Raw genomic sequence first — 18,711 nt, forward strand, 5'->3', positions numbered from 1 at the left:
CCAATAGCCTCTTACGTACAATTTATTATTTGGATAACTGAGTAAAAAATGACGAAAACTCTACAGCGCTTTTTCCAGAATGATGCGGCGGGTGGTATTTGTTTGATTATCGCCGCTATTCTCGCCATGTTTTTAGCGAATTTTCATCTTACTGGTGCAGCCTATCAGGCCTTTCTCGATACGCCGGTAGAGATTCGCATCGGAACGCTTGATATCAGTAAAAACGTTCTGCTGTGGGTGAATGATGCACTTATGGCAGTATTTTTCCTGATGGTGGGCCTGGAAGTTAAACGCGAGATGGTACAGGGTTCGCTGGCCAGTCGTCGTCAGGCAGCATTTCCGGTTATTGCTGCTCTGGGGGGAATGGCGCTGCCTGCGCTGCTTTACCTGGCATTTAACTTCTCTGACCCTATCACGCGCGCAGGCTGGGCTATCCCGACCGCAACGGACATCGCTTTTGCCTTGGGTATTCTGGCATTACTGGGCAACAGAGTTCCGGTGGCGTTAAAAGTTTTTCTGATGGCACTGGCGATTATTGATGATCTCGGGGCGATTATTATTATTGCCTTATTTTATACCAGCTCACTTTCCATGCTTTCTCTGGGGGTGGCGGCAGCAGCGATTGCAGTACTGGCATTGCTGAATATTTTCAACGTACGGCGAACCGGGATCTATATCCTGGTCGGCATTATTTTATGGACGGCGGTATTAAAATCCGGCGTGCATGCCACGCTGGCTGGCGTCATTCTGGGCTTCTTTATTCCGCTAAAAGAACACAACGGACGTTCAGCGTCGCAGGAGCTGGAACATGTTCTGCACCCCTGGGTCGCTTTCCTGATCCTGCCGCTGTTCGCCTTTGCTAACGCCGGAGTGGTGCTGTCAGGTGTCTCCCTGGGTTCTCTGACGTCATATCTGCCGCTCGGTATTATGGCCGGACTGATAATAGGTAAGCCGCTGGGCATCAGCTTATTCTGCTGGCTGGCACTGAAACTGAAACTGGCTTCATTGCCCGTTGGAACAAAGTTCAGCGATATTATGGCAATTGGCGTGCTGTGCGGCATCGGCTTTACCATGTCGATTTTTATTACTTCACTGGCATTTGATGAACAGCACAGTGAACTCATCACGCTGGCTAAACTGGGTATTCTGTCAGGATCGTTACTGTCAGCGGTAATAGGTTATAGCATGTTAAAAGCGCGCTTTAAGGTGAAGGCATAATCTTCCGGCTGTACCCGGGTACATTGGCCCGGGTATCCGGGGTAAGGTAAGGAGCGTAGCTGATGTCGTTGATTAATTACAATCATCTCTATTACTTCTGGCATGTCTGCAAAGAAGGCTCGGTTGCTGGTGCTGCGGAAGTCCTGCATTTGGCCCCACAAACGATTACCGGGCAGATTAAAGCGCTGGAAGTCCGGTTACAGGGGCAACTTTTTCGTCGTCAGGGACGCGGGATAGTGCCCTCTGAACTGGGTCAATTAGTCTTTCGCTATGCCGATCGTATGTTTACCCTTAGCCAGGAAATGCTGGATATCGTGAACTATCGCAAAGAGTCCAGCACATTGTTTGAAGTCGGCGTAGCTGATGCTCTGTCAAAGCGACTGATTAGCGAGATCCTGAATATCGCAGTGGTTGAGGATGAACAGATCCATCTGCGCTGTTACGAGTCGACGCATGAAATGCTGCTTGAACAGCTGGGCCAGCATAAGCTGGATATGATTATTTCAGACTGCCCCATCGACTCGACACAACAAGAAGGACTCTTTTCGGTCAAGATAGGCGAGTGTGGTATCAGCTTTTGGTGTAAGAAACCGCTACCGGAAGCGCCATTTCCTGCCTGCCTGGAACAACGCCGATTACTGATCCCCGGGCGGCGCTCAATGCTCGGGCGCAAACTGCTTAACTGGATCCAGACTCAGGGACTACAGGTTGAGATATTAGGTGAGTTTGATGATGCGGCGCTGATGAAGGCTTTTGGCGAAACGCATTCGGCTATTTTTGTCGCCCCGACAGGCTATATGCAGAATATCTATAGCGATGACAGTATTGTAGAACTAGGCCGCCTTGATAACGTGATGGAAGAGTACCATGCGATTTTTGCTGAGCGAATGATCCAGCATCCGGCGGTTCAGCGAATTTGTAATCATGATTATGCTACGTTGTTTCATAGCGCCTGATTTTATGGGGAACTCTCAGATATAATTACTGTTTATAATATTTTATTATCTTATCGGTATTAGCTCTAAGAACCACATATTGAAAAAAGCCATTTCTTCCTGTCAGTGGAGAAACTATTTTTGTTTTATCCATAATAGCGACATGATTGAAATAAACATCAACATATTCACCCACATTACGGCTGAAAAAATCTTCAAACTGCATTGAGCAATCAGGGCTGTTTTTGATATTAAAAAAAACGTTATGACCGTGATTACGACTTGATACGCCAGTGACACAGTCTTTTTTTAAAATAAATACTGAGCTTCCCGCCTGGTAGGTCAGTGGAGTAATGGGGCTTGTCAGTCGGGTATTGCCTGGGGGGTTACAGCCTGACAGCAAAATTAATAAAGAAGGAATAATAACCATTTTTTTTAACATCACTTTCTCCCTGAAGGTTGATATTTAATCAAGCTGATCATCGCCTTGCCTGTATTCGCTGATGCCTGGCAACGCCGATGACAAAATTGATAGATTCAGCCTATCAATTTTTCACTCTGCAAGAGGTATTCACAGTACGGCGTCTTCGCTATCGCGGCAAGGCGTAGTTCAGTGTCAGGATCGTTATTAGCATTTTCTGAAGATAAAACTTCTGATATTTGTGATGAGGGCAGGCCTCTCGGGTTCGCCGATCGGCTGGTGATCCTAAATACTCTCTATCGCTGGCTAAATCAGAGGGAAAAACGGAACCCAGAGCAATTTGTTCCTTGGAAACAGGACTTTCAAGGCTGGCAGATTTACCACACATAACTGTGAGTGCTCTTTCTAGTAGGTTACGGAAGTGTTTATGGTCGTCCGAAGACGTCAGTTTTAGACCACGTTCAACTCCTATGACTTACTCGTTTCAAGCGCTTTGAATCTGCCAGAAAAGAGAGTAATCTAGCACCTGGTGCTATAGTTATGGTGACAGGATGTCGGCCTAATGCGTGTGTTCAAAAGTAAGTGGTTCACTAAGGTGGCTAAATCTCACGCCATCAAGGATAGCGAGTTATGTCGGGCTATTGAGGCGGTGATGGAAGGAAAAGCTGACGATCTCGGCGGTGGTGTTTATAAAAAACGGCTGAGCCAGAATCGCGAACGCGCCATAATACTGGCGAAAGGTGGACAGCATTGGTTTTACACTTTCCTGTATGCCAAGCAGGATATGGCAAATATCGATAATAGCGAACTGGCCGGATTTCGTGAGTTGGCGAAGCACTATTCTACCCTGGCGGATGAAGAAATTACCGTATTGATTAAGAATAAAGAACGGGTGGAGATTTGCTATGACCACAAAAAATAAATTCAAGAGTCCGGCATTTGAAGCTATCCACAGCGCTGCTTCTGGATTATTTAGTGTCGACGCTATCGGGCAGGAAACGATGCGCAACTTTGACAAAGCGTGTCTCAACAGCATAGACGACCTTCAACCTCTTGAGATTAAAGCACTGCGTGAGAGGCTAAATGTCAGTCAGCCAGTTTTCGCTCACTACCTTAACACCAGCGTTTCAACGGTGCAGAAATGGGAAAGCGGCGTAAAACGCCCCAGCGGTTTATCGCTGAAACTGCTTGCGGTGGTGCAGAAGCATGGGTTGAAGGTGTTGGTTTGATTGATTTTTAAGAGGGTAATCTGGGATTTTTATTGCATGTGATGTCAGAGATAAATTTCAGGCATAAAAAAACCGGCCGAAGCCGGTTTTTTTCAAAGCAACAACAGACGGGCGATTAAGCCAGTTTGCTGATTTGTGCAGTCAAGTTAGCTTTATGACGTGCAGCTTTGTTTTTGTGGATCAGACCTTTGCTAGCCTGACGATCCACGATTGGTTGCATTTCGTTAAATGCGTTTTGTGCAGCAGCTTTATCGCCGGTTGCAATCGCTGCGTATACTTTCTTGATGAAAGTACGCATCATTGAGCGACGGCTAGCGTTGTGCTTACGAGCCTTTTCAGACTGTACAGCACGTTTCTTAGCTGATTTGATATTAGCCAAGGTCCTACTCCCAAATATTTCTTTAGACAATTCAAAGGCCGAGGAATATGCCCCGTTAGCCTTCTTTTGTCAATGGATTTGTGCAAATAAACGTCGTTAAAGCCACGGCGCGTCTTGCGTTATGATGGCGCGAATTCTATCAGCATCGGGCTTGCGAATACAGCCTTTCGCATCAAAATTACACATGAAAAGACGAATCCCCAGTAAATATCTGTGCCTTCAGAGGTAAATTAGTGAAACCTTTACGATAAAGGCAACAATCGCAGGTTAACCTTATCTCTGGTAGTTGGTATAATCCAATGATTCCCACTGTTTTGAGCCAGGCATGAAGCTGATACGCGGTATACATAATCTGCGCCAGAATCATCACGGGTGTGTCCTTACTATCGGTAATTTTGATGGGATGCACCGTGGTCATCAGGCGCTGCTAAAGGGCTTGTGCGAGGAAGGTCGTGCGCGCAACCTGCCGGTGATGGTCATGATTTTTGAACCTCAACCGCTTGAACTGTTCTCTTCAGACCACGCGCCTGCTCGCCTGACCAGCTTGCGCGAAAAGCTACGTTATTTAGCAGAGTCTGGTGTCGATGCGGTGTTATGTGTGCGCTTTGACAGGCGATTTGCTGCACTAACCGCTCAAAACTTTATCAATGACCTGCTGGTTAAACGTCTCGGGGTTAAATACCTGGCGGTGGGTGATGATTTCCGCTTTGGCGCTGGTCGTCTGGGCGATTTCTTGTTATTACAGAAGGCGAGTGAAGAATTCGGCTTCGACCTCACCAGCGCAGATACCTTTTGCTCTCAGGGGGTACGAATCAGTAGTACCGCTGTGCGTCAGGCGCTGGCTGATGATGATTTTGAGCAAGCTGAAAGTCTGCTCGGGCATCCGTACAGTATTTCCGGACGCGTCGTTCATGGTGATGCCCTGGGGCGCACTATTGGTTTCCCGACCGCGAATCTGCCGTTAAAACGCCAGGTATCCCCGGTCAAAGGGGTCTATGCGGTCGAAGTGATGGGCCTGGGTGATAAACCGTTAATTGGCGTGGCCAATATTGGTACTCGCCCGACGGTATCTGGTATACGCAAGCAGCTAGAAGTCCATTTATTGGACGTTGTAATGGATCTGTACGGACGCCATATAGACGTGGTGTTACGTAAAAAAATACGTCATGAACAGCGATTTGCTTCTCTTGATGAACTTAAGGCACAAATTGCCAGAGATGTAGCGACAGCTCGCGAATTTTTTGGGTCAAACGCCTGAATGGCTAACCGAAACACGGAACTGAGAATCTAATGAGTGACTTTAAATCTACCTTGAATTTGCCGGAAACAGGTTTCCCAATGCGTGGCGACCTGGCCAAACGTGAGCCAGGTATGCTGGCTCGCTGGAATGGTGATGACCTGTACAACATCATTCGCCAGGCCAAAAAAGGCAAAAAAACCTTTATTTTGCATGATGGCCCTCCTTATGCGAACGGTAGCATTCATATTGGTCACTCAGTTAACAAGATTCTGAAAGACATTATTGTTAAATCAAAAGGTCTGTCAGGTTTTGACTCGCCTTATATTCCAGGCTGGGATTGCCACGGTCTGCCAATTGAACTGAAAGTTGAACAACTTATCGGTAAACCGGGCGAGAAAGTCACCGCCGCAGAGTTCCGCGCTGCTTGTCGTAAATATGCCGCTGAACAGGTTGATGGCCAGCGTGCAGACTTTATTCGTCTGGGTATTCTGGGTGACTGGGACAAACCTTACCTGACCATGGACTTTAAAACCGAAGCCAATATCATCCGTGCTTTGGGTAAAATTGTCGGCAATGGTCACCTGCATAAAGGGGCTAAACCGGTTCACTGGTGCGTTGACTGTGGTTCTTCCCTGGCTGAAGCGGAAGTGGAATACGATGACAGAACTTCCCCATCTATCGATGTGGTTTTCACTGCCGTAGACCCGCAAGCCGTAGTTGAAAAGTTTGGTGTGTCCCAGGTTAATGGCCCGGTGTCTCTGCTTATCTGGACGACCACCCCTTGGACCTTACCGGCAAACCGCGCTATTTCACTGGCGGCAGATTTTGACTATGCGCTGGTACAGATTGAAGGTCAGGCACTTATTCTGGCAACCGAACTGGTCGAAAGCGTAATGAAACGCGCCGCTATCACCGACTACCAGGTACTGGGCTCAGTGAAAGGCGAAGCGCTGGAATTAATGCGCTTTAAACATCCTTTCATGGATTTTGATGTACCCGCTATTCTTGCAGACCACGTTACGCTGGATGCCGGTACCGGCGCGGTGCATACCGCGGGCGGTCACGGTCCGGATGACTATGTTATCTCCCAGAAATACGGTCTGGAAATCGCCAATCCCGTTGGGCCAAATGGTTGCTATCTGCCAGGAACCTTCCCGGGACTTGACGGCGTAATGGTGTTTAAGGCCAACGATCTTATCGTGAGCCTGCTGCAGGACAACGGCAAATTGCTGCATCTTGAAAAACTGCGTCATAGCTATCCACACTGCTGGCGTCACAAAACCCCGATCATTTTCCGCGCTACGCCACAATGGTTTATCAGCATGGATCAGAAAGGGTTGCGTGAGCAGTCACTGAAAGAGATCAAAAGCGTTCAGTGGATCCCGGACTGGGGCCAGGCACGAATTGAGTCAATGGTCGCGAATCGTCCGGACTGGTGTATCTCTCGTCAGCGTACCTGGGGCGTTCCTATGTCGCTGTTTGTCCATAAAGATACCGAAGAACTGCATCCGCGCGCGCTGGAACTGATGGAAGAAGTCGCTAAACGCGTTGAGGAAGACGGTATTCAGGCATGGTGGGATCTTGACCCGCGTGATCTGTTAGGTGATGAAGCCGCTGACTACGTCAAAGTGCCTGATACCCTGGACGTTTGGTTTGACTCAGGTTCTACCAGTTCTTCTGTGGTTGATGTGCGTCCGGAATTTGGTGGCAATGCCGCTGATATGTATCTGGAAGGTTCAGATCAACACCGCGGCTGGTTTATGTCATCGCTGATGATTTCAACCGCGATGAAAGGTAAAGCGCCTTATCGCCAGGTTCTGACTCACGGCTTTACCGTTGATGGTCAGGGACGCAAAATGTCCAAGTCCATCGGCAATACTATCGCCCCACAAGATGTGATGAATAAACTGGGGGCGGATATTTTACGTCTCTGGGTTGCCTCAACCGACTATACCGGTGAAATCGCGGTTTCCGATGAGATCCTTAAACGTTCCGCTGATGCCTATCGTCGTATCCGTAACACCGCGCGTTTCTTGCTGGCAAACCTGAATGGCTTTAACCCGGCCACTGACAGTGTTAAACCAGAAGATATGGTGGTGCTGGATCGCTGGGCAGTAGGCTGCGCGCAAGAAGCTCAGGCTGATATCCTCGCTTCTTATGAAAGCTATGACTTCCATGAAGTCGTTCAGCGTATGATGCGTTTCTGTTCTGTCGAAATGGGTTCATTCTATCTCGACATCATCAAAGACCGTCAGTACACCGCGAAGCCTGATAGCGTTGCGCGTCGTAGCTGTCAGACCGCGTTGTATCATATCGCGCAGGCCTTGGTCCGCTGGATGGCACCTATTATGTCCTTCACCGCCGATGAGATCTGGAACTACCTGCCGGGTGAGCATGACCAATATGTATTCACCGGTGAATGGTACGAAGGTCTGTTTGGTCTTGAAGAACATGAACAAATGGGCAATGACTTCTGGGATACGCTGCTGACTGTCCGCGGTGAAGTGAACAAAGTGATTGAGCAGGCGCGTGCTGATAAAGTACTCGGTGGTTCTCTGGAAGCCGCAGTCACGCTGTATGCTGATGCTGAACTAGCCGCTAAACTGAACAGCCTGAGCGAAGAATTGCGTTTTGTCCTTCTGACCTCCGAGGCGACCGTTGCTGATTATGAAGCAGCTGGCGCTGATGCGCAGCAAAGTGACGTTCTGAAAGGACTGAAAGTAGCGCTGCGTAAAGCCGATGGTGAGAAGTGCCCGCGCTGCTGGCATTACACTACCGATATTGGCAAGAATGCGGAACACGCAGAAGTGTGTGGTCGCTGTGTCACTAACGTCGCCGGTGCTGGCGAACAGCGTAAGTTTGCCTGATGAAACCTATATTCTCTACCGGGTTGCGCTGGCTCTGGCTGGCGGTGGCTGTACTCGCGATTGACTTGGGCAGTAAGTATCTGGTCCTCCAGCATTTTATGCTGGGGGAAACCTTACCCCTGTTCCCGTCACTTAATTTGCACTATGCCCGTAACTACGGCGCCGCGTTTAGTTTCCTGGCGGATAAAGAGGGCTGGCAGCGCTGGTTCTTCGCCGGTATTGCTATTGCTATCTGCGTGGTACTGATGGTCATGATGTACCGCGGAAAAGCCAGTGATAAGCTCAATAATATTGCTTATGCGCTGATTATTGGTGGTGCGCTGGGCAATTTATTCGACCGGCTCTGGCACGGCTTTGTCGTCGATATGATCGATTTCTATGTCGGTGACTGGCATTTTGCCACTTTCAATCTTGCCGATACCGCCATCTGTATCGGTGCGGCGCTTATCGTTTTAGAGGGGTTCATTATCCCTTCTAAAAAGCCCGCGCAGGAAAAAAGGTAATTCATGGCTGACTCTGTACAACAAAATAGCGCAGTTCTGGTTCATTTTATTCTTAAACTGGAAGATGGATCGACCGCTGAGTCTACGCGTAGTAGCGGCAAGCCAGCACTGTTCCGACTGGGAGACACCAGCCTGTCTCCCGGACTGGAAGCAGAACTGATAGGTTTAACCGCGGGGGAGCAAAAATCGTTCTTTCTTGCGCCTGAGTCCGCATTTGGTATCCCTAGCCCGGATATGATCCAGTATTTCTCTCGCCGTGAATTTGCGGCGGCTGGTGAACCCGTGCCGGGAGCCATTATGCTGTTTACTGGCATGGATGGTAGCGAAATGCCTGGAGTGGTGCGTGAAGTGAATGGTGATTCCATCACCGTTGATTTTAATCACCCCCTGGCCGGGCAGACTATTCACTTTGACATTGAAGTACTGGAAGTCGATCCGGTACTGGAGGCGTAAATGCAGATCCTGTTGGCTAATCCCAGAGGTTTTTGTGCTGGGGTCGACCGCGCTATCAGCATTGTTGAGAATGCACTTCAACTCTATGGCGCACCGATTTATGTGCGTCACGAAGTGGTACATAACCGCTACGTCGTTGATAGCTTGCGTGGACGTGGAGCAATTTTTATCGAGCAAATCAGTGAAGTGCCTGATGGCGCGATCCTGATTTTCTCGGCCCATGGTGTTTCTCAGGCAGTACGTAATGAAGCGAAATCTCGTGAACTTACGGTATTCGATGCGACTTGCCCGCTGGTAACCAAAGTGCATATGGAAGTGGCGCGAGCCAGCCGTCGTGGTGAAGAGTCTATTCTTATCGGGCATGCCGGACACCCGGAAGTCGAAGGAACGATGGGGCAATACAGTAACCCGAAAGGGGGAATGTACCTGGTCGAATCACCTGATGATGTCTGGACGCTTGATGTTAAAGATGCCAGTAATCTCTCCTTTATGACTCAGACAACCTTATCGGTTGATGATACCTCGGACGTGATTGACGCTTTACGTCAGCGATTCCCGGAGATTACCGGCCCGCGCAAAGATGATATCTGCTATGCCACGACTAACCGTCAGGAAGCGGTACGTTCCCTGGCGAGTGAAGCTGATGTCGTACTGGTGGTGGGTTCGAAAAACTCGTCTAACTCTAACCGTCTTGCTGAGCTGGCTCAGCGAATGGGCAAAGCCGCCTATTTGATTGATGATGCGACAGATATTCAGGAAGAGTGGCTGAAAAATGCCCGTTGTGTTGGCGTCACCGCAGGGGCTTCCGCGCCGGATATTCTGGTGCAGAACGTGATTACCCGTTTACGTTCGCTGGGCGGGGAAGAAGCGCGTGAACTGAGTGGGCGTGAAGAAAATATTGTTTTTGAAGTTCCGCGTGAATTGCGGGTCGATGTTCGTGAAGTCGACTAGCATGGCGAGCGACAAATTATAAGACGATGCCAGTTGATGTAAATCAGCTGGCATTTTTTTTGGAGAACAGTATGAACAAGATCCCTATCATTATTGATACTGACCCGGGTATTGACGACGCGGTGGCTATCGCTGCTGCGCTTTTTTCTCCTCAACTCGACGTGAAACTCATCAGTACCGTATCTGGTAATGTTTCGGTGGAGAAAACGACCCGTAATGCCCTGCAATTAATGACGTTCTGGCAGCAGCCGGTTCCCGTTGCGCGTGGAGCTGCTGCTCCACTGTTACGCCCGCCACGTGACGCTTCTAGTGTTCATGGCGAGTCCGGTATGGCTGGCTATAGCTTTGCTCCGGCCGATCGTGGCGCGATTGATAAACCTGCTTTTCTGGCTATCCATGATTGTCTGCTGGCCAGTGAAGAACCTGTTACCCTGGTCACTATCGGTCCTTTGACCAATATCGCTATGCTGCTGGCCCACTATCCTGAATGTAAATCACGTATTAAGCGCATTGTGATGATGGGCGGTTCGTCAGGAAGAGGTAACTTCACGCCGAATGCCGAATTTAATATTGCGGTCGATCCTGAAGCAGCAGCGCATGTCTTTAATAGCGGGCTGGATATTGTGATGTGCGGGCTGGATGTCACTAATCATGCGATGCTGACGCCTGAGTACCTGACAACTTTACCCGGACTGAACCGTACTGGAAAAATGCTGCATGCAATTTTTAGTCACTATCGTAGTGGCAGCATGGAAACAGGACTGAGGATGCATGATTTAACCGCCATCGCCTTTTTAGTTAAACCGGAATTGTTCCGTACCAAACCATGCTTTGTGGCAGTTGAAACGCAAGGTGAGTATACCAGCGGTACTACCGTGGTCGATATTGAACAACGGTTAGGGCACCCAGCCAATGCTGAGGTAGCTTTAGATATTGATGTTATTGGTTTTCAGCAATGGGTGACAGAGGCACTGGCGCTGGCTCCCTGAAGGCGATCTGCGTGAGTTTAAGCGAGATTTATAATAAACATCGTCGAACAGTAAATTCTAATTATCAGTGTTTTTGGCTGGCAGCTCAGCGCTGAGCTGGTTACCCTGAACATATGTTTTCTTTGCCAATTTTAAAAAAGAGTACAGATATGCAAGATGCAAAAATTCGAGTAGCTATAGCAGGAGCAGGCGGACGTATGGGTCGTCAGCTGATCCAGGCAACGCTGCAGCGTGAAGGCGCGCAGCTGGGTGCTGCGCTTGAACGTCCTGGTTCTTCTCTGGTGGGTAGCGATGCAGGTGAGCTTGCTGGTGCTGGAAATGTGAATGTAGTGATTCATGACAGCCTTGATGCGGTTGCTGACGACTTTGATATTCTGATCGATTTTACCCGCCCGGAAGGCACGCTGACTCATCTGGCCTTTTGCCGTAAGCACGGTAAAGGCATGGTCATTGGAACCACCGGTTTTGATGACGCGGGTAAACAGGCTATTGCCGATGCAGCAAAAGAGATACCCGTGGTGTTTGCCGCCAACTTTAGCGTGGGTGTGAATGTCATGATGAAGCTACTGGAAACGGCAGCCAAAGTAATTGGCGAAGATACTGATATTGAAATTATTGAAGCGCATCATCGCTATAAAGTTGACGCCCCGTCAGGGACTGCTCTGGCTATGGGAGAGACCATCGCCAAGGCTATGGGTAAAAACCTGAAAGACTGTGCGGTTTATACGCGTGAAGGGGATACCGGTGAACGTGTGCCTGGTAGTATTGGTTTTGCGACCATCCGTGCCGGGGATATTATCGGTGAGCACACCGCTATGTTTGCCGATCTGGGGGAGCGTATTGAAATAACCCATAAAGCTTCTAATCGTATGACTTTTGCAAATGGTGCGGTTCGTTCTGCATTATGGCTTAAGGGCAAAGAAAGTGGTCTCTTTGATATCAAAGATGTCCTTGGTCTGGATAGTATTTAGATTTTAATGATTAAATCATGCTGATTTATTATTTTTAATATACTGATTTAATGGGTGATATTTTATCGCCCATTTTTTTAATTATTATTTAGAGTGTTTTGATGTGTTTTTCATTACTGCAAGGTATAAATCATAGTTTTACCGTTGCAATTGGGCGTCAGGCTACGAAAAGCCTCATGATTGATTGTTTTTTAATCTCACTATTTAATTTACCCCCTCAGGATTGCTAGCAATCGATTACCTGCCTAAGTTATCTGAATATTTTAACCACTAATGACAGTTTTATTTATCAGAATGGCAAATATCTATGAAAAGTGCGCGACAGAGTAGACTTTTGACTGTCTTATCTCTAGAATGCCGCCGTTTGCCAAAAATCCTGCTGGTAGACGTTTTTTGCGATTGATTCTGACTACGGTTTTGAATTAATATGCGGATAAAATGAATGATTATTCTTGGAGGACGTTTTGATTAAGTCAGCGCTATTGGTTCTGGAAGACGGAACCCAATTCCACGGTCGGGCCATTGGGGCATCGGGTACGGCAGTGGGGGAAGTCGTTTTCAACACCTCTATGACCGGTTATCAAGAAATCCTCACTGATCCTTCCTACTCCCGCCAGATTGTCACTCTTACTTATCCCCATATTGGAAATGTTGGTACTAACGAAGCGGATGCTGAATCTTCTCAGGTTCATGCTCAAGGCCTGATAATTCGCGACCTGCCACTGATTGCCAGTAACTTCCGCAACACCGAAGACCTCTCTTCTTATCTCAAACGTCATAATATTGTTGCTATCGCGGATATCGATACCCGTAAGCTGACACGTTTACTACGTGAGAAGGGCGCTCAGAACGGCTGCATTATCGTCGGTGATAACCTGGATGCCGGGCAAGCTTTAGAAAAAGCAAAAGCCTTCCCTGGTCTGAACGGTATGGATCTTGCGAAAGAAGTGACAACACAAGAAGTCTATAGCTGGCAGCAAGGCAGCTGGACTCTGGCTGATGACCTGCCAGAAGCAACGCCTGAAAATAAACTTCCCTACCATGTTGTTGCTTATGACTACGGTGTGAAGCGTAATATCTTGCGTATGCTGGTGGACAGAGGCTGTCGCCTGACAGTGGTTCCGGCGCAGACTTCTGCCGAAGACGTAATGAAATTAGAGCCAGACGGTGTATTCCTCTCTAACGGACCGGGCGACCCCGCTCCTTGTGACTATGCTATCAGCGCGATCTCCAGCCTGCTGGAAACTGATGTTCCGGTATTTGGTATCTGTCTGGGCCACCAGCTGCTGGCACTAGCAAGTGGTGCCAAAACCGTGAAAATGAAATTCGGTCACCACGGTGGTAACCACCCGGTTAAAGATCTCGACCGTGACTGCGTGATGATAACCGCACAGAACCACGGTTTTGCTGTCGATGAAACCACGCTTCCGGCAAACCTGCGCGTCACGCACAAATCGCTGTTTGATGGCACCTTACAAGGTATTCATCGCACTGATAAAGCGGCCTTTAGTTTCCAGGGACATCCTGAAGCAAGCCCTGGCCCGCATGATGCCGCGCCGCTGTTTGACCACTTTATTGATTTGATTAAGCACTATCGTGCTACAGCCAAATAATCAGGAGCTTAAAAAATGCCAAAACGTACAGATATAAAAAGCATCCTGATCCTCGGCGCTGGCCCGATTGTTATCGGCCAGGCTTGTGAGTTTGACTACTCTGGGGCTCAAGCTTGTAAAGCCCTGCGCGAAGAAGGCTATCGCGTTATCCTGGTCAACTCTAACCCTGCGACCATCATGACTGACCCGGAAATGGCTGATGCAACTTATATCGAGCCAATTCACTGGGAAGTTGTGCGCAAGATTATCGAAAAAGAACGTCCGGATGCGGTTCTGCCTACCATGGGTGGCCAGACTGCGTTGAACTGTGCGCTGGAGCTTGAGCGTCAGGGCGTACTGAAAGAGTTTGGTGTCACCATGATTGGTGCCACCGCTGATGCCATTGATAAAGCAGAAGACCGTCGCCGTTTCGATATCGCCATGAAAAAAATTGGCCTCGATACCGCGCGTTCTGGCATCGCCCATAATATGGAAGAAGCACTCGCTATCGCTGCAGACTTAGGTTATCCGTGCATTATTCGCCCTTCCTTTACCATGGGTGGCAGCGGTGGCGGTATTGCCTATAACCGTGAAGAATTTGAAGAAATCTGTGAACGTGGCCTGGATCTCTCGCCTACCAAAGAGCTGCTTATTGATGAGTCGCTGATTGGCTGGAAAGAGTATGAGATGGAAGTGGTTCGTGATAAGAACGATAACTGTATCATCGTTTGTTCTATCGAAAACTTTGACCCGATGGGGATCCATACCGGTGACTCTATCACCGTGGCTCCAGCCCAGACGCTGACCGATAAAGAATACCAAATCATGCGTAACGCCTCGATGGCGGTACTGCGTGAAATCGGTGTCGAGACCGGGGGTTCAAACGTACAGTTCGCCGTGAACCCGAAAAATGGTCGTCTGATTATTATCGAGATGAACCCGCGAGTTTCCCGCTCTTCTGCTCTGGCTTCTAAAGCGACCGGTTTCCCGATTGCTAAAGTCGCCGCTAAGCTTGCTGTAGGTTATACCCTTGATGAGCTGATGAACGATATTACCGGTGGACGTACTCCGGCTTCTTTTGAGCCTTCCATCGACTATGTTGTCACCAAAATTCCACGTTTTAACTTTGAGAAATTTGTTGGCGCCAATGACCGTCTGACTACACAGATGAAATCTGTTGGTGAAGTGATGGCGATTGGTCGTACTCAGCAAGAATCACTGCAGAAAGCATTACGTGGTCTTGAAGTCGGCGTGATGGGCTTTGATCCTAAAGTTAACCTTGACGATCCGGAAGCCTTAACCAAGATCCGCCGCGAACTGAAAGATGCTGGTGCCGAACGTATCTGGTACGTTGCCGATGCTTTCCGCGCTGGCCTGTCGGTCGACGGTGTGTTCAATCTGACCAATATCGATCGCTGGTTCCTGGTACAAATCGAAGAACTGATCCGCCTGGAAGAGCAAGTGGTCGAGGTAGGCATTACCGGCCTGAACCATGAGTTCCTGCGGATGCTGAAGCGTAAAGGCTTTGCCGATGCGCGTCTGGCTAAGCTTGCTGGCGTACGTGAGAGCGAAATTCGTAAACTGCGTGAACAGTATAAGTTGCACCCGGTTTATAAGCGGGTTGATACCTGTGCAGCAGAATTTGCTACTGATACCGCTTATATGTACTCCACTTATGAAGAAGAGTGCGAAGCGAACCCTAACCATGATAAAGACAAAATTATGGTTTTGGGCGGCGGACCAAACCGTATCGGTCAGGGCATCGAGTTTGATTACTGCTGTGTTCATGCTTCTCTGGCACTGCGTGAAGACGGTTATGAGACCATCATGGTTAACTGTAACCCTGAAACCGTCTCAACCGACTACGATATCTCTGACAGACTCTATTTCGAACCTGTCACCTTTGAAGATGTACTGGAAATTGTCCGTATCGAAAAACCGAAAGGGGTGATTGTACAGTACGGTGGTCAGACTCCACTGAAACTGGCTCGTGCTCTGGAAGCAGCCGGCGTACCTATCATTGGTACCAGCCCGGATGCTATCGACCGCGCCGAAGATCGTGAGCGTTTTCAGCATGCTGTCGAGCGTCTGAAGTTAAAACAGCCTGCGAACGCAACGGTAACTACTATCGATCAGGCTGTCGAAAAAGCGGCACAGATTGGCTATCCATTAGTGGTACGTCCTTCTTATGTCCTTGGCGGACGCGGAATGGAAATCGTCTACGATGAAACTGACTTACGTCGCTATTTCCATGCGGCGGTCAGCGTATCTAACGATGCTCCTGTTCTGCTTGACCGCTTCCTTGATGATGCGGTTGAGGTTGATGTAGATGCGATTTGTGACGGTGAAACGGTACTGATCGGCGGCATCATGGAACATATTGAACAAGCAGGCGTGCACTCTGGTGACTCCGCTTGCTCATTACCGGCTTATACCCTGAGCCAGGACATCCAGAATGTCATGCGTCAGCAGGTACAGAAGCTGGCGTTTGAATTGCAGGTTCGTGGTCTGATGAACGTCCAGTTTGCCGTCAAAGATAACGAAGTGTATCTGATTGAGGTGAACCCGCGTGCTGCGCGTACTGTACCGTTCGTTTCTAAAGCGACAGGAACGGCACTGGCGAAAGTGGCTGCTCGTGTCATGGTAGGACAGACGCTGGTAGAGCAGGGTGTTACTAAAGAAATCATCCCGCCTTACTATTCGGTTAAAGAAGTGGTGCTGCCGTTTAATAAATTCCCGGGCGTTGACCCACTGTTAGGGCCAGAAATGCGCTCTACCGGTGAAGTGATGGGTGTGGGACGGACTTTCGCTGAAGCCTTTGCTAAAGCGATGCTGGGTAGCCATTCAACGATGCGTAAACCGGGCCGTGCGCTGCTTTCAGTACGTGAAGGTGACAAAGAGCGTGTGGTTGACCTGGCGGCTAAATTGCTGAAGCAGGGCTTTGACCTGGATGCGACACACGGTACAGCAGTGGTGCTGGGTGAAGCCGGTATAAATCCACGTCTGGTGAATAAAGTGCATGAAGGTCGTCCGCACATTCAGGACAGAATCAAGAATGGGGAGTACACCTACATCATCAACACCACCGCGGGTCGTCAGGCGATTGAAGACTCAAAACTGATCCGCCGTAGTGCGCTGCAATATAAAGTGCATTATGACACCACGCTAAACGGTGGTTTTGCGACCGCGATGGCATTGAACGCTGATGCAACAGAAAAAGTTATCTCAGTCCAGGAAATGCATGCCCTGATTAATCAGTAATAGTTAACTGATTAAGATGTCGCAAAATTGACTTAAGGCTCGCTTCGGCGAGCTTTTTTAATGGCCGTATAAAATGTAGATTTTGTGCGTAATGAAATAAAATTGTGGTTATTAAACTATAATGTAAATTCAATGTGTTTTTTTTAATCAATTACCGTTAAGGTGAGGGGGTGTAATCAGGCAGTTGATAAAAAAATTTTCATTGTGTCGCCTGACCCTATCGACGAAGTATTACGCTTTCCGTATAGTGGCGAAAATTTTCCCTCCTCAGGACTTGGATAACCGAAATGATCAGTCTGATTGCTGCGCTGGCAGTAGATCGTGTTATTGGCATGGAAAACGCTATGCCATGGAATATACCGGCCGACCTGGCTTGGTTTAAACGAACCACGTTGAATAAACCCGTTATCATGGGCCGCTTGACGTGGGAATCGATTGGGCGTCCATTGCCTGACCGTAAAAATATTGTGATGAGTAGCAAGCCTGGTAACGATCCGCGCGTTGAGTGGGTTTCTTCGCTGGAAGAGGCAATTGCTGCTTGTGGCGATGCTGAAGAGATTATGGTGATTGGTGGCGGCAGTATTTATGAACAGTTTTTACCGCTGGCACAACGCTTGTATCTGACGCACATTGATGCTGAAGTTGAAGGTGATACCCATTTCCCGGACTACTCTCCGGACGAGTGGCAGTCAACCTTTAGCGAATTCCACGATGCTGATGACAGTAATTCGCATGGCTACTGTTTTGAAATCGTAGAGCGTCGCTAGTCATTATTGGGGGTGAGCATTTGCATTCATCCCCCACCTGATTAGAGCTTCCGTTAAAGCGACGCTTGGGTGTCACTTAAACGCGGCAATCCTCTTAGCTGATATACATTTCTATCGGCTGTTTAATCTGCGGCTGTGTGAAATACGTTTTATCTTCCCAGCGTAGACAGGTTAAATCTCCTCCCCAGCAGCAACCCGTATCCAGAGCATAAACCCCCTGAGGTGCTCCTTTACCTTCCAGTGATGCCCAGTGTCCAAAAACAACCGAGTAGTCAGCAGGAAGTAAACCTTGAATATCAAACCAGGGTTTGAGTGGCGCAGGGACGTGTTCCGGAGCCTCTTTCACAGACATATCCAGTTGCCCGTTAGGGAAACAGTAGCGCATCCGGGTAAAGGCATTGGTGATAAAACGCAGACGTGCCAGGCCGCTAAGATTGGCAGACCAGCTATTTGGTAGGTCACCATACATTGCATCAAGGAAAAGGGGATAGCTATCACTGGCTAACAGCGCTTCGACATCGCGGGCGCAGGCTTGAGCTGTTTCGAGCGTCCACTGGGGAGTAATACCCGCATGTGCCATCACCAGTTTTTTCTCTTTATCAACCTGAAGCAATGGCTGACGGCGTAGCCAGTTAATTAACTCATCAGCATCTTCAGCTTCAAGTAACGGCGTGAGCTTATCTTTGGGCTTATTACGACTAATGCCTGCATAGACAGCCAGGAGATGTAAATCGTGGTTTCCCAGCACCATACGTACACAGGAACCCAGGCTGCGAATATAGCGCAGCACCTCCAGCGAGTCAGGGCCACGGGCAACTAAATCACCCGTTAGCCACAGGGTGTCTTTTTCCGGTGAGAATTCGACCTGCTTTAATAATGCTGTCAGTTCATGGAAGCAGCCATGAACGTCGCCAATAAGATAGGTAGACATGGAT

The 18,711-nt window shown here is 48.7% G+C and carries 17 protein-coding genes; 14 read left to right on the forward strand and 3 right to left on the reverse strand.

Annotated features, from left to right (window positions below; genetic code table 11):
* The first annotated feature begins 48 nt into the window (after window positions 1–48).
* Together nhaA and nhaR are read left to right on the forward strand one after the other, a co-directional pair.
* Window positions 49–1,218, forward strand: a complete 1,170-nt coding sequence (nhaA, locus tag M2387_RS17845) for a Na+/H+ antiporter NhaA (protein WP_259051309.1) — start codon at window positions 49–51, stop codon at window positions 1,216–1,218.
* 62 nt (window positions 1,219–1,280) lie between these two features.
* The gene (gene nhaR / locus M2387_RS17850) at window positions 1,281–2,174 is read left to right on the forward strand and encodes a transcriptional activator NhaR (RefSeq protein WP_259051310.1); all 894 of its coding nucleotides are present in this window, start codon (window positions 1,281–1,283) and stop codon (window positions 2,172–2,174) included.
* A 25-nt stretch (window positions 2,175–2,199) separates the two neighbouring features.
* On the opposite strand, the gene M2387_RS17855 is transcribed toward nhaR, so the two are convergent.
* Window positions 2,200–2,595, reverse strand: coding sequence for a hypothetical protein (locus M2387_RS17855; RefSeq protein WP_259051311.1), 396 nt, complete (start codon window positions 2,593–2,595; stop codon window positions 2,200–2,202).
* Window positions 2,596–3,136: 541 nt separating this feature from the next.
* Between M2387_RS17855 and M2387_RS17860 the strand changes: the two genes are divergently transcribed.
* Window positions 3,137–3,496, forward strand: a complete 360-nt coding sequence (locus tag M2387_RS17860) for a type II toxin-antitoxin system RelE/ParE family toxin (RefSeq protein ID WP_259051313.1) — start codon at window positions 3,137–3,139, stop codon at window positions 3,494–3,496.
* Window positions 3,480–3,803 carry a helix-turn-helix domain-containing protein gene (locus M2387_RS17865; protein WP_259051314.1) on the forward strand — a complete coding sequence of 108 codons (324 nt, stop codon included), beginning with the start codon at window positions 3,480–3,482 and terminating at the stop codon, window positions 3,801–3,803. The genes M2387_RS17860 and M2387_RS17865 overlap by 17 nt, the downstream gene beginning before the upstream one ends.
* A gap of 115 nt (window positions 3,804–3,918) precedes the next feature.
* Here the strand turns inward: M2387_RS17865 and rpsT are convergent, their stop codons facing one another.
* Window positions 3,919–4,182 (reverse strand): 30S ribosomal protein S20, encoded by a 264-nt coding sequence (rpsT, locus tag M2387_RS17870; protein WP_259051315.1) that lies wholly within the window; start codon window positions 4,180–4,182, stop codon window positions 3,919–3,921.
* 325 nt (window positions 4,183–4,507) lie between these two features.
* On the opposite strand from rpsT, the gene ribF reads away from it, so the two are divergent.
* From ribF to folA, 10 genes are all read left to right on the forward strand, one after another.
* The gene (gene ribF, locus M2387_RS17875; protein WP_259051316.1) at window positions 4,508–5,440 is read left to right on the forward strand and encodes a bifunctional riboflavin kinase/FAD synthetase; all 933 of its coding nucleotides are present in this window, start codon (window positions 4,508–4,510) and stop codon (window positions 5,438–5,440) included.
* A gap of 32 nt (window positions 5,441–5,472) precedes the next feature.
* On the forward strand, window positions 5,473–8,289 hold the full coding sequence (ileS, locus tag M2387_RS17880) for an isoleucine--tRNA ligase (protein WP_259051317.1): 2,817 nt from the start codon (window positions 5,473–5,475) through the stop codon (window positions 8,287–8,289).
* A complete protein-coding gene (gene lspA, locus M2387_RS17885; RefSeq protein ID WP_259051550.1) occupies window positions 8,286–8,792 on the forward strand; it encodes a signal peptidase II in 507 nt (168 codons plus the stop codon). Before ileS ends, lspA begins: the two co-directional genes overlap by 4 nt.
* 3 nt (window positions 8,793–8,795) lie before the next feature.
* Complete coding sequence (gene fkpB, locus M2387_RS17890; protein WP_259051318.1) at window positions 8,796–9,245, forward strand: FKBP-type peptidyl-prolyl cis-trans isomerase; 450 nt, start codon at window positions 8,796–8,798, stop codon at window positions 9,243–9,245.
* The gene (gene ispH, locus M2387_RS17895; RefSeq protein ID WP_259051319.1) at window positions 9,246–10,196 is read left to right on the forward strand and encodes a 4-hydroxy-3-methylbut-2-enyl diphosphate reductase; all 951 of its coding nucleotides are present in this window, start codon (window positions 9,246–9,248) and stop codon (window positions 10,194–10,196) included. It begins immediately after the preceding gene.
* 71 nt (window positions 10,197–10,267) lie between these two features.
* On the forward strand, window positions 10,268–11,185 hold the full coding sequence (rihC, locus tag M2387_RS17900) for a ribonucleoside hydrolase RihC (protein ID WP_259051321.1): 918 nt from the start codon (window positions 10,268–10,270) through the stop codon (window positions 11,183–11,185).
* 149 nt (window positions 11,186–11,334) lie between these two features.
* Window positions 11,335–12,156 carry a 4-hydroxy-tetrahydrodipicolinate reductase gene (gene dapB / locus M2387_RS17905; RefSeq protein ID WP_259051323.1) on the forward strand — a complete coding sequence of 274 codons (822 nt, stop codon included), beginning with the start codon at window positions 11,335–11,337 and terminating at the stop codon, window positions 12,154–12,156.
* Between the two features lie 464 nt (window positions 12,157–12,620).
* Window positions 12,621–13,769 (forward strand): glutamine-hydrolyzing carbamoyl-phosphate synthase small subunit, encoded by a 1,149-nt coding sequence (gene carA / locus M2387_RS17910; RefSeq protein WP_259051325.1) that lies wholly within the window; start codon window positions 12,621–12,623, stop codon window positions 13,767–13,769.
* Between the two features lie 15 nt (window positions 13,770–13,784).
* Window positions 13,785–17,009, forward strand: coding sequence for a carbamoyl-phosphate synthase large subunit (gene carB / locus M2387_RS17915; protein WP_259051328.1), 3,225 nt, complete (start codon window positions 13,785–13,787; stop codon window positions 17,007–17,009).
* A gap of 287 nt (window positions 17,010–17,296) precedes the next feature.
* Complete coding sequence (folA, locus tag M2387_RS17920; RefSeq protein WP_259051330.1) at window positions 17,297–17,776, forward strand: type 3 dihydrofolate reductase; 480 nt, start codon at window positions 17,297–17,299, stop codon at window positions 17,774–17,776.
* 94 nt (window positions 17,777–17,870) lie between these two features.
* Here the strand turns inward: folA and apaH are convergent, their stop codons facing one another.
* The gene (apaH, locus tag M2387_RS17925; RefSeq protein ID WP_259051332.1) at window positions 17,871–18,707 is read right to left on the reverse strand and encodes a bis(5'-nucleosyl)-tetraphosphatase (symmetrical) ApaH; all 837 of its coding nucleotides are present in this window, start codon (window positions 18,705–18,707) and stop codon (window positions 17,871–17,873) included.
* Window positions 18,708–18,711 lie beyond the last annotated feature (4 nt).

It is taken from the genome of Klebsiella sp. BIGb0407 (genome assembly GCF_024807845.1).
Lineage (GTDB): Bacteria > Pseudomonadota > Gammaproteobacteria > Enterobacterales > Enterobacteriaceae > JGM124.

Coding starts and splice junctions, on each gene's coding strand:
- nhaR (WP_259051310.1), top strand. CDS start 1,281: ATGTCGTTGATTAATTACAATCATCTCTATTACTTCTGGCATGTCTGC.
- folA (WP_259051330.1), top strand. CDS start 17,297: ATGATCAGTCTGATTGCTGCGCTGGCAGTAGATCGTGTTATTGGCATG.
- apaH (WP_259051332.1), bottom strand. CDS start 18,707: ATGTCTACCTATCTTATTGGCGACGTTCATGGCTGCTTCCATGAACTG.
- fkpB (WP_259051318.1), top strand. CDS start 8,796: ATGGCTGACTCTGTACAACAAAATAGCGCAGTTCTGGTTCATTTTATT.
- M2387_RS17865 (WP_259051314.1), top strand. CDS start 3,480: ATGACCACAAAAAATAAATTCAAGAGTCCGGCATTTGAAGCTATCCAC.
- carB (WP_259051328.1), top strand. CDS start 13,785: ATGCCAAAACGTACAGATATAAAAAGCATCCTGATCCTCGGCGCTGGC.
- ileS (WP_259051317.1), top strand. CDS start 5,473: ATGAGTGACTTTAAATCTACCTTGAATTTGCCGGAAACAGGTTTCCCA.
- nhaA (WP_259051309.1), top strand. CDS start 49: ATGACGAAAACTCTACAGCGCTTTTTCCAGAATGATGCGGCGGGTGGT.
- ribF (WP_259051316.1), top strand. CDS start 4,508: ATGAAGCTGATACGCGGTATACATAATCTGCGCCAGAATCATCACGGG.
- rihC (WP_259051321.1), top strand. CDS start 10,268: ATGAACAAGATCCCTATCATTATTGATACTGACCCGGGTATTGACGAC.
- dapB (WP_259051323.1), top strand. CDS start 11,335: ATGCAAGATGCAAAAATTCGAGTAGCTATAGCAGGAGCAGGCGGACGT.
- M2387_RS17855 (WP_259051311.1), bottom strand. CDS start 2,595: ATGTTAAAAAAAATGGTTATTATTCCTTCTTTATTAATTTTGCTGTCA.
- ispH (WP_259051319.1), top strand. CDS start 9,246: ATGCAGATCCTGTTGGCTAATCCCAGAGGTTTTTGTGCTGGGGTCGAC.
- M2387_RS17860 (WP_259051313.1), top strand. CDS start 3,137: ATGCGTGTGTTCAAAAGTAAGTGGTTCACTAAGGTGGCTAAATCTCAC.